1 protein-coding gene is annotated in these 290 nt (G+C 70.3%); it reads left to right on the top strand.

Annotated features, from left to right (window positions below; all coding sequences use genetic code 11):
* Window positions 1-290 (top strand): VCBS domain-containing protein (locus O7B34_RS32075; protein WP_337149760.1); only part of this gene is annotated, 290 nt, incomplete at both ends.

The raw sequence follows: 290 nt of genomic DNA, 5'->3' as shown, positions 1-290 counted from the left end.
GGCGATGATCTTCCGGCCACGGCGCAGGTCGCGACCGGCAAGGTCACCTTCAGCGACGTCGACACCAGCGACAGCCACACCCTTTCGGTGAGCGCCGCCGCCGCCCATGGCACGGCCAGCGTCGATCCAGACGGCACCTGGCACTACACCGTCAGCGACAGCGGCGCGGTCGACGCGCTCGCCGTTGGCGAGCATCTCGCCGACAGCTTCACCGTCCAGGTCGACGACGGCCATGGCGGCCTCGTCGCCCAGGTGGTGGCGATCACCATCACCGGCACCAACGACGCGCC

Source organism: Mesorhizobium sp. Cs1299R1N3 (assembly GCF_037179625.1).
In the GTDB taxonomy this organism is placed as follows: domain Bacteria; phylum Pseudomonadota; class Alphaproteobacteria; order Rhizobiales; family Rhizobiaceae; genus Mesorhizobium; species Mesorhizobium salmacidum.
Note: the sequence above shows the minus strand (reverse complement) of the source record. Positions and strands in the feature narration are given on the sequence as shown.